This is a genomic window from Streptomyces sp. NPDC059080 (assembly GCF_042739975.1).
GTDB classification, from domain to species: Bacteria; Actinomycetota; Actinomycetes; order Streptomycetales; family Streptomycetaceae; genus Streptomyces; species Streptomyces benahoarensis.
This window is the reverse complement of record NZ_JBHYGX010000012.1, coordinates 87,824-96,810: the sequence shown is the minus strand read 5'-3', so window position 1 is coordinate 96,810 and position 8,987 is coordinate 87,824. Positions and strand designations below refer to the sequence as shown.

The window sequence follows — 8,987 nt, the reverse complement described above, 5'->3', positions numbered from 1 at the left end:
TTTTTTTTATAACAACCCCGCCTCTCTCGGGGGGCGACCGCGGGGTGTGGCCTGGGGGGGGCGGGGCCCGCCGGGGGGGGGGGGCCGGCCCCCACGGACACGCACGCCCTACGCCGCGGCGTCGTCCTTGCCCTCGGTGCCCTTGCGGACCGTGCAGTGCAGCGAGTTGTCGTCGCCCACGTCGGCGACGATGGTGTCGCCGGGGCCCGCCTCGTCGGCGAGGAGGAGGGAGGCGATCCGGTTGTCCAGCTCCGTCTGGATGGTGCGGCGCAGCGGGCGGGCGCCGAACTCCGGCTGGTAGCCGTGGGCGACCAGCAGTTTCTTCGCCGCCTCGGTGACCTCCAGCGTCATGTCCTGGGCGTGGACGCGGCGCCGGCTGCGGTCGAGGAGGTGTTCGACGATGTGGGTCAGGTCGTCCTCGGTGAGGCGGTGGAAGAGGATGATGTCGTCGATGCGGTTGAGGAATTCCGGCAGGAAGCGGGCCCGCAGGTCGTCCATCAGCGCGTCCTTCAGCTCCGACACCTCGCCCTTGTGGGCGATGATCCGCTGCGCGCCGATGTTGGACGTCATGATGACGACGCAGTGGCGGAAGCTGACGGTCCGGCCCTGTGCGTCGGTGAGGCGGCCGTCGTCGAGGATCTGCAGCAGGGTGTTGAAGAGGTCCGGGTGGGCCTTCTCCACCTCGTCGAAGAGCAGCACGCAGTAGGGGCGGCGGCGCACCCGGTCGGTGAGCTGACCGGCCTCCTCGTAGCCGACGTAGCCGGGCGGCGCGCCGATGAGCCGGGCGACGGTGTGCTTCTCCTGGAACTCGCTCATGTCGAACCGGATCATGCGGTCCTCGTCGCCGAAGAGGAGTTCGGCGAGGGTTTTGGCGAGTTCGGTCTTGCCGACGCCGGTGGGGCCGAGGAAGAGGAACGAGCCCACCGGCCGGTTCGGGTCGCCCATGCCGGAGCGGTTGCGGCGGACAGCCTCGGAGACGGCGGTGACGGCCTCGCCCTGGCCGACGATCCGCTCGTGCATCGCGTCCTCCAGCTTGAGCAGCTTCTCCTTCTCGCCCGCGGTGAGCTGGGCGACGGGGATGCCGGTGCGGCGGGAGACGACGTCGGCGATGTCGGCGGCGGTGACGGAGACGACGCCCTCGCGGCGCTCCTCGATCCCGGCGAGTTCCCCCTCCGCCTCGGCGATCTGCCGCTTCAGCTCCGACGCCTTGTCGAAGTCCTCGACGGCGACCGCCTGGTCCTTCTCGCGCCGCAGTGTGGCGAGGCGGTCCTCGCGGCTGATGACCTCGGTGGAGCGTCCGGCGCTGCGCAGCCGGACGCGGGCGCCCGCCTGGTCCATCAGATCGATGGCCTTGTCGGGCAGGAAGCGGTCGCTGATGTAGCGGTCGGAGAGTTCGGCGGCGGCGGTCAGCGCGCCGTCGGCGAACCGGACCTGGTGGTGGGCCTCGTAGGAGTCGCGCAGCCCCTCCAGGATCTGCACGGTCTCCTCGACGGTCGGCTCGGGGATCATCACCGGCTGGAAGCGGCGTTCCAGGGCGGCGTCCTTCTCCAGGTGTTTGCGGTACTCGTCGATGGTGGTGGCGCCGACCACGTGCAGTTCGCCGCGGGCCAGTGCGGGCTTGAGCATGTTGCCGGCGTCCATGGCGCCCTCGCCGGTGGCGCCCGCGCCGACGACGGTGTGGAGTTCGTCGATGAAGAGGATGATCTCGCCGCCGGCCTGCTGGACGTCCTCGATGACCTTCTTCAGCCGCTCCTCGAACTGGCCCCGGTACTGCGCCCCGGCGACCATGCCGGACAGGTCGAGGGCGACCACCCGCTTGTCCTTGAGGGTCTGCGGGACCTCACCGGCCACGATGCGCTGGGCGAGCCCCTCGACGATGGCGGTCTTGCCGACGCCGGGTTCGCCGATGAGGACCGGGTTGTTCTTCGAGCGCCGGGAGAGGATCTCCACGGTCTGCTCGATCTCGTCGGACCGCCCCACGACGGGGTCGAGCCTGCCCGCCTTCGCCTCCTCGGTGAGGTCGCGGCCGTACGCGTCGAGGGTGGTGGCCGGAGGTTTGGCGGCGGCGGGGGCACCTTCCGCGCGCGCCGCGTCCTCGGCCTGCCGCCGCACCCTGTCGACGTCGAGGTCCTCGGCGCGCAGCAGCCGCGCGGCGCCGGATTCGGCGCCCGCGCCGGAGGTGTCGAGGAGGGCGCCGAGGAGGTGCTCGGGGCCGATGTAGGAGACGCCCGCGGCCTGGGAGCGGTCGTAGGCGCCGGCGAGGGTGCGTTTGGCGGCGGGGGTCAGGCCCGGTTCGGCGGAGGGTTCGCCGGATTCGCGGGGCAGGACGGCGGCGATGCGGGTGCCGAGGCCGTCGGGGTCGACCCCGGCGCGGGCGAGGAGGCTGCGGGCCGGTTCGACCTGGGTGGCGGCCCACAGCAGGTGTTCGGTGTCGAGGTCGGAGGTGCCGTCCTCGACGGCCCGCCCGGCGGCCAGGTTGATCAGTTCCTGGGACGATTCGGTCAGCAGCCGCCCGATGGGGACCCGTTGGACGGCGGGTGGCGACGACGCGGGGGACATTCCGAAGAACCGGTTCAGCAAGTCGCTGAACGGGTCGGACGCGCCGAAAGCGGAACCGAACGGCATCGACATGGGTGCTCCTGGTGCGTGGGGGTCTGTCTCACTCAAGCGCGGCCCCCGGCGCTCCGCAAACGGAGGAACGCCCCGCCGCGGAGCGCCCCCGGCGCCCGGCGTTCCGGCCCGTACCGGCCGGTGTGCCGTCCCGCGCCGCAGGTCAGGAGGGGTCGTCCGCGAGGGCTTCGGTGACCCAGCGGTGGAAGGCGCCGATGTGGTGTTCGCTGGGGACGAGGACACCGCCGTCGTGGTAGGCGCGGGAGTCCATGGCGGGCTGGGTGCGTTCGCAGGCGTCGAAGTCCTGGGTGTTGACGCGGTGGAACAGCTCCACCGACGGGTTGACGTCGGCGCCGCCCGCCAGGACCTCCGGCCGGTAGAGCCAGTCGCAGGCGACGAGGGTGCGGTCGGCGGCGGCCGGGAACATCCGGTGGACGATGACGTGGTCGGGGACGAGGTTGACGAAGACCTGGGGGCGGAGGGTGAGCGCGTAGTAGCGGCGGTCCTGGGTGTCGTCGATGCCGGGCAGCCGCCCGAAGCCGCCGGTGCCGTCGACGGTGAACCCCTCGGCCTCGTCGGCGAAGGCCGCGCCGTGACCGACGAAGTACTGGGCGGCGAGCCCGTCGGCGAACTCCGGGAGCACCTCGGTGAGTTCGGGGTGGATGGTGGCGCAGTGGTAGCACTCCATGAAGTTCTCGACAACGAGTTTCCAGTTGGCGCGCACGTCATAGGTGATCCGGCGGCCGAGGGCCAGATCCTCGGTGCCGTAGCGGTCGAGGGCGGTGGGGTCGCCGAGGCGTTCGGTGGCCGCGCCGATCACGGTCTCCTCGAAGGACGGCGGTGCGCCGGCGAGGCACACCCAGAGGTAGCCGAGCCATTCCCGCAGGTGAACAGCGATGAGGCCGCGTTCGGTGCGGTCGATGCCGGGCATCTGCCGGAGGTTGGGGGCCGCGGTGAGGCGGCCGTCGAGGTCGTACGTCCAGGCGTGGTACGGGCATTGGAGGCTACGGCGGACGGTGCCGCTCTCCTCGGTGCAGAGGCGGGCGCCGCGGTGGCGGCAGATGTTGAGGTAGGCGCGGGGCTCGCCCCGCCCGTTGCGGGTGAGCAGCACGCTCTCCCGGCCGACCTGGACGGTGCGGAAGGCACCGGGCCCGGCGAGGTCGGCGGCGCGCACCGCGCAGAACCACAGCCGTTCGAAGATCCGCTCCTGTTCGCGGCGGAAGACGGCGGGGTCGGTGTAGGCGGCGCCGGGCAGGGTGGCGATCAGCTCGCCGGACGGCGTGGGCGCGCTCGCCCGCGGGCCGGTGACGGGGGTGGTGGTCATACGGGTCTCCTCGGGCGGTGCGGCGGGACGGCGGACGGGGGCGGTCAGCGGCGGAGGCGGGCCGCCTCCGGGGCGACGAGCGGTTCCTCGGCGACGGTCGCGGCGAACATCTCGCCGAAGTAGCCGAGGCGGACGGCGGTGCCGGGCACGGCGTACGCCACCGGCAGCCAGGCGTGGGCGACGCAGCGGCCGACGGTGGAGCCGTGGGCGGCCGAGGTGACGTAGCCGACCGCCTCCCCGCCGGCATACACCGGTTCGCTGCCGAGGACGGCCGCCGCGGGGTCGTCGAGGACGAGGCAGACGAGGCGGCGCCGGACGGCGGCCTCGCGTCCGGCCAGGGCGGCGCGGCCGAGGAAGTCGCCCTTGGCGGGCCGGACGGCGAAGCCGAGGCCCGCCTCGTAGGGATCGTGTTCGGTGGTCATGTCGTGGCCCCAGGCGCGGTACCCCTTCTCCAGGCGGAGGCTGTCCAGGGCGCCGCGGCCCGCGGCGACGGCGCCGAGGCCGCGGCCCGCCTCCCACAGCGTGTCCCACAGGCATCGGCCGAGGTCGGCGGTGGTGTACAGCTCCCAGCCGAGCTCGCCGACGTAGGAGACGCGCTGCGCGAGGACCGGGACGGGGCCGAGGTGGGTCCGCCGGGCCCGGAAGCGGCCGAAGCCCTGGTGCGAGAAGTCGTCCCGGGCCAGCGGCTGGACGAGATCGCGGGCGAGGGGGCCCCAGACGCCGATGCCGCAGGTACCGGGGGTGAGGTCGCGGACGTGGACGCCGTCGGGGGCGTGGCGGCGCAGCCATGCCAGGTCGGCTCCGCTGTTGGCGCCGATCTGGAAGCGGTCCTCGGTCAGGCGGGTGACGGTGAGGTCGGAGCGGATGCCGCCGTGCGCGTCGAGCAGCAGCGTGTACGTCACGGTGCCCGGCTTCCGGTCGAGTTGGTTGGTCGTCAGGTATTGCAGGAAGGCGAGCGCGCCGGGGCCCTCGACGGCCAGGCGGCGCAGCGGGGTCAGGTCGTACAGGGCGACGCGCTCGCGGGTGGCGCGGGCCTCGGCGGCGATGACCGGGGACCAGTGGCGGGCCGCCCAGGCGTCGCGTTCGGGCAGGCCGAGGCCGTCCGCGAGCGGGGCGTTCGCCTCGTACCAGTGGGGGCGCTCCCAGCCGCCCGACTCCAGGAAGTACGCGCCGAGTTCCCGCTGGCGGTCGTGGAACGGGCTGACCCGCAGCGGGCGGGGGCGCTCGGGCGGCTGGAGGGGGTGGACGACGTCGTACACCTCGATGAAGCTGCGGGTGCCGCGCTCGGCGGCGTACGCGGGTGAGCGCTGGGCGCCCTCGAAGCGGTGCGGATCGCAGGCGTGCAGGTCGAGGGTGGCGTGGCCGTCGGTCATCAGCTCGGCGACGGCGCGGGCGGCGCCCGCGGAGTGGGTGACCCAGACCGCCTCGGCGAGCCAGAAGCCGCGCAGTCCGGGCGCCTCGCCGAGGAGCGGCATACCGTCCGGGGTGAAGGAGAAGACGCCGTTGAAGCCGTCGGCGACCTCGGACGCGCCGAGCGCGGGCAGGAGGTGGGTGGCGTCGCGCCAGCTGGGGGCGAAGTCGTCGGCGGTGAACGGCAGCGAGGACGGCATGACGGGCGCGTCGTCGAAGGCGGGCACGGTGTGCGGGTCGACGGGCATCGGGCGGTGGGCGTACGAGCCGATGCCGAGGCGGCCGGTGTGTTCGCGGAAGTAGAGGTCGCGGTCCTGGAAGCGCAGCAGGGGGCGGGTCGCCCCGTCCGGCGGGCCGTCGGCGGCGGCGAGTTCGGGCAGCGGCGCGGTCGTCGCGTACTGGTGGGCGAGGGGCAGCAGCGGGACGCGGACCCCGGCCATCGCGCCGATCACCGGGCCCCAGAATCCGGCGGCGGCCACGACATGGCCGGCGGGGAAGGTGCCGCGGTCGGTGACGACCCCGGTGACGCGGCCGTCGGTCCGCTCGATGCCGGTGACGGTGTGCCGGTCGAGGAAGCGGGCGCCGCGGGCGGTGGCGCGGGCGATCTGCGCGCGGCAGGCGGGCACCGCGCGGGCGATGCCGTCGTCGGGGGTGTACCAGCCGCCGTACAGCAGGGAGGTGTCCAGCATCGGCCAGTGGCGGGCGCACCGTTCGGGGGTGAGGAGTTCACCGCGGATGCCCCAGGAGGCGGCGAGCCGGGCCTTGCGGTGGAGGTCGGCCCAGCGTTCCTCGGTGGTGGCGACCTCCAGCCCGCCGACGGCGTGGAAGCAGGGCGCGCCGTCGGTCTCCAGGGCGGTGAACTTCTCGATGGTGTAGGCGGCGAAGCGGGTCAGGGTCCGGGACGGGCCGGTGGCGAAGACCAGGCCGGGGGCGTGCGAGGTGGAGCCGCCGGGGGCCGGGAGGGGGCCCTGTTCCAGGACGGTGACGTCGCGCCAGCCGCGGGCGGTGAGTTCGTCGGCGAGTGAGCAGCCGACGATGCCGGCGCCGATGACGACCACGCGGGCGTCGGTCGCGGATACGGAAGGCATGTCCCTCCTTCGGGAGGTCGGGGCGGACGGTGCCGGGGCGCGCCGGGGCGGCGGGAACAGACGGAGAACGAGGGGCGGCAAGGGCCCAGGGTGTTGCGCACTGCACGATCGGTTGCGCGATGAGAGACATAGTGGGAACGCCGGACCGGCACCGTCAAGGGGCGCGGACGGGCGGCCGGGAATCGCCGGACGGACGCCGGACGATCCCGGGCAACCGCTTGACGGGCCCGCACCACGCCGGGATTCTGTTGCGCAGAACGCTCCGGCGTGCGCATCACGAAACGCGGTCCGCGCGCCGGAGGCACGGCGTCCGCACGGCCGGAGAAGGCGTGACCGGCCGTCACACGGCCGCCGTCCGTTCCCACCTCACCTGCGACGGCCGGTGGACGCCGCGACGCCGCGGACCCTCGCGGATGAGGTCGTCACCCCGCGGCTCCGAGGAGGACGCCCCATGCACACCGTCACCGTCATCGGCGCGTCACTGGCGGGGCTGTACGCCGCCCGTGCGCTGCGCGCCGAGGGGTACGCGGGCCGGCTGGTCCTGGTCGGCGAGGAGCCCCACCGGCCGTACGACCGGCCGCCGTTGTCGAAGGCGTTCCTCACCGGCGCGGCGGACGCGGAGACCCTCGCGCTCGCCGACGACGAGGAGACCGCCGGGCTCGCCCTCGATCTGCGGACGGGCGCCCGGGCCGTCCGCCTCGACCCGCGGGCGCGGTCGGTGACCCTCGCCTCCGGGGAGGAGATACGCACCGACGGCGTCGTCCTCGCCACCGGCGCCGCGCCGCGCACCCTGCCCGGACCGGTGCCCGGCGGGGTGCACACCCTGCGCACCCTCGACGACGCGCGGGCGCTGCGCGCCGCGCTGACCGCCGGGCCGGTACGGGTGGTGGTGATCGGCGGCGGGTTCCTCGGCGCGGAGACCGCCTCGTCGTGTGCCGCGCTCGGCCACGACGTGACGGTGGTGGAGGCCGCTCCGCTCCCCCTCGTACCGCAGCTGGGCGAGGCGATGGCCGGGATCTGTGCCGCGCTCCACGCCGATCACGGGGTGCGGCTGCTCACCGGCACCGGGGTGGCGGGGCTGCGCGCGGACGGTGCGGCGGATGCCGTCACCGCGGTCGCGCTGGCCGACGGGCGGCTGCTCCCCGCCGAGGTGGTCGTCGTCGCCATCGGGGTCCGTCCGCGCACCGGCTGGCTGGCGGGCAGCGGGCTGCCGCTCGACGACGGGGTGTGCTGCGACGCGGGCGGGGTGACGCCGCTGCCGCAGGTGGTGGCCGCCGGGGACGTGGCGCGGACGGCGGGTGCGCGCAGCGAGCACTGGACCGCCGCCACCGAACAGGCCGCGGTCTGCGCCCGCAATCTCCTCGCGGGCCGTACGGAGGCCGTCCACCGCTCGCTGTCGTACTTCTGGTCGGAGCAGTACGGCGTCCGCCTCCAGTTCGCCGGACGCCGGGCCCCCGGTGACGTACCGCGTGTCGTGGAGGGCTCCCCCGCCGACCGCACCTTCCTCGCCGTCTACGAACGCGACGGCCGCCCCACCGCCGCCCTCGCCCTCAATCGTCCCCGGCCGTTCGCACGGCTGCGGCGGGAGTGGGGGCGGGCGGCGGATCCGGTGGGCTGAGGCGAAGCGGTCAGCCGTCCGCCCCGCCGATCCGCATGTCCCGTCCCGCCTGGTAGACGCGGGCGTTGCCGGAGGCGGTGGCGTGCTGGGTGACGGCGGGGGCGGGCGCCTCGGGCGGGGTGAGGTCGGCGACGAGGGCGCGGAGTTCGCCGGTGAGTTCGGGGTGGGCGGTGAGCAGGCGGCGCAGGCGGCTCTGCCATTCGGTGCCGCTGTCCGCGGCGACGGCGTCCCGGCCGGGGCCCTCGGGGGCGGCCAGCAACTCCTCGCGGGTGTCGTCGAGTTCCCCGGCGATGACCGGTGCCCGCTCGGGACGGGTGCGCTGCCACAGGGCCAGGAAGCGGTCGCGTACGCCGTGCCAGGCGTCGGTGGTCAGCGCGCCGACCAGTGCCGTGCCCGCGCTGCCCGCCAGTGCCGCGATCTCCGGATCCACAACTCCCCCTCGTGGTTGAACCGTTCGGACCTTCAGCGTACGGGGTGGTCAGACGGCGATGGGCGGCTCGGGGCGGGTGCGGCGCCCGGCGTCGACGGCGTCGGCGGCGGCGGCTGCGGCTGCGGCTGCGGCTGCGGCTGCGGCTGCGGACCACGCTGGTGCTGACGGTCGCGGCGATGGCGGTCGGCATCACGGGCGGGGTGGCGGTCGCGGTGCTGCGGATGTCCCCGGACTCGCACCGCCGTGCGGGGGCGGGGCCGTCGGCGGGCGGGGGCGAAGCCGTCGGCGTGCGGGGGCCGGCCAACGGCCCGTGAGCAACGGCTCCGCCGGGTGAACGCGGCGGGCGCCCCCTTGCCAGCACCGATCGTACGTGTTCGGATTACCTCGGCCGGTGACCTCGCGTCCCTGCGGGCGTCACCGCTGATCAGCGCGTTTCCGCAGACAGCAGCCCACCGTTCCCGGGGTCCGCGCGGCCCCGGGCACCCGCGCCATCCGCCCGTACGCACC

At 74.6% G+C, this 8,987-nt stretch carries 6 protein-coding genes; 2 read left to right on the top strand and 4 right to left on the bottom strand.

Going from position 1 to position 8,987, the window contains the following annotated elements; genetic code table 11:
- Positions 1-108 precede the first annotated feature (108 nt).
- The 3 genes from ACFWWQ_RS12910 to ACFWWQ_RS12900 all read right to left on the bottom strand — a co-directional run bounded on the left by ACFWWQ_RS12910 (position 109) and on the right by ACFWWQ_RS12900 (position 6,432).
- Positions 109-2,631 carry an ATP-dependent Clp protease ATP-binding subunit gene (locus ACFWWQ_RS12910; protein ID WP_384594642.1) on the bottom strand — a complete coding sequence of 841 codons (2,523 nt, stop codon included), beginning with the start codon at positions 2,629-2,631 and terminating at the stop codon, positions 109-111.
- 142 nt (positions 2,632-2,773) lie between these two features.
- Positions 2,774-3,934, bottom strand: a complete 1,161-nt coding sequence (locus tag ACFWWQ_RS12905) for an aromatic ring-hydroxylating dioxygenase subunit alpha (protein WP_384594639.1) — start codon at positions 3,932-3,934, stop codon at positions 2,774-2,776.
- Between the two features lie 44 nt (positions 3,935-3,978).
- Complete coding sequence (locus ACFWWQ_RS12900; RefSeq protein ID WP_384594636.1) at positions 3,979-6,432, bottom strand: FAD-dependent oxidoreductase; 2,454 nt, start codon at positions 6,430-6,432, stop codon at positions 3,979-3,981.
- 451 nt (positions 6,433-6,883) lie between these two features.
- Between ACFWWQ_RS12900 and ACFWWQ_RS12895 the strand changes: the two genes are divergently transcribed.
- Entirely contained in the window at positions 6,884-8,050 is a 1,167-nt protein-coding gene (locus ACFWWQ_RS12895; RefSeq protein ID WP_384594633.1) for an NAD(P)/FAD-dependent oxidoreductase, read from the top strand.
- Positions 8,051-8,060: 10 nt separating this feature from the next.
- Here the strand turns inward: ACFWWQ_RS12895 and ACFWWQ_RS12890 are convergent, their stop codons facing one another.
- The gene (locus ACFWWQ_RS12890) at positions 8,061-8,480 is read right to left on the bottom strand and encodes a hypothetical protein (RefSeq protein ID WP_384594630.1); all 420 of its coding nucleotides are present in this window, start codon (positions 8,478-8,480) and stop codon (positions 8,061-8,063) included.
- A 44-nt stretch (positions 8,481-8,524) separates the two neighbouring features.
- On the opposite strand from ACFWWQ_RS12890, the gene ACFWWQ_RS12885 reads away from it, so the two are divergent.
- The gene (locus tag ACFWWQ_RS12885) at positions 8,525-8,794 is read left to right on the top strand and encodes a hypothetical protein (protein ID WP_384594627.1); all 270 of its coding nucleotides are present in this window, start codon (positions 8,525-8,527) and stop codon (positions 8,792-8,794) included.
- The last annotated feature ends 193 nt before the right edge of the window (positions 8,795-8,987 follow it).

Excerpts from the sequence above, each read along its gene's own strand:
- ACFWWQ_RS12905 (WP_384594639.1), bottom strand. The coding sequence starts at position 3,934 with ATGACCACCACCCCCGTCACCGGCCCGCGGGCGAGCGCGCCCACGCCG.
- ACFWWQ_RS12900 (WP_384594636.1), bottom strand. The coding sequence starts at position 6,432 with ATGCCTTCCGTATCCGCGACCGACGCCCGCGTGGTCGTCATCGGCGCC.
- ACFWWQ_RS12895 (WP_384594633.1), top strand. The coding sequence starts at position 6,884 with ATGCACACCGTCACCGTCATCGGCGCGTCACTGGCGGGGCTGTACGCC.
- ACFWWQ_RS12910 (WP_384594642.1), bottom strand. The coding sequence starts at position 2,631 with ATGTCGATGCCGTTCGGTTCCGCTTTCGGCGCGTCCGACCCGTTCAGC.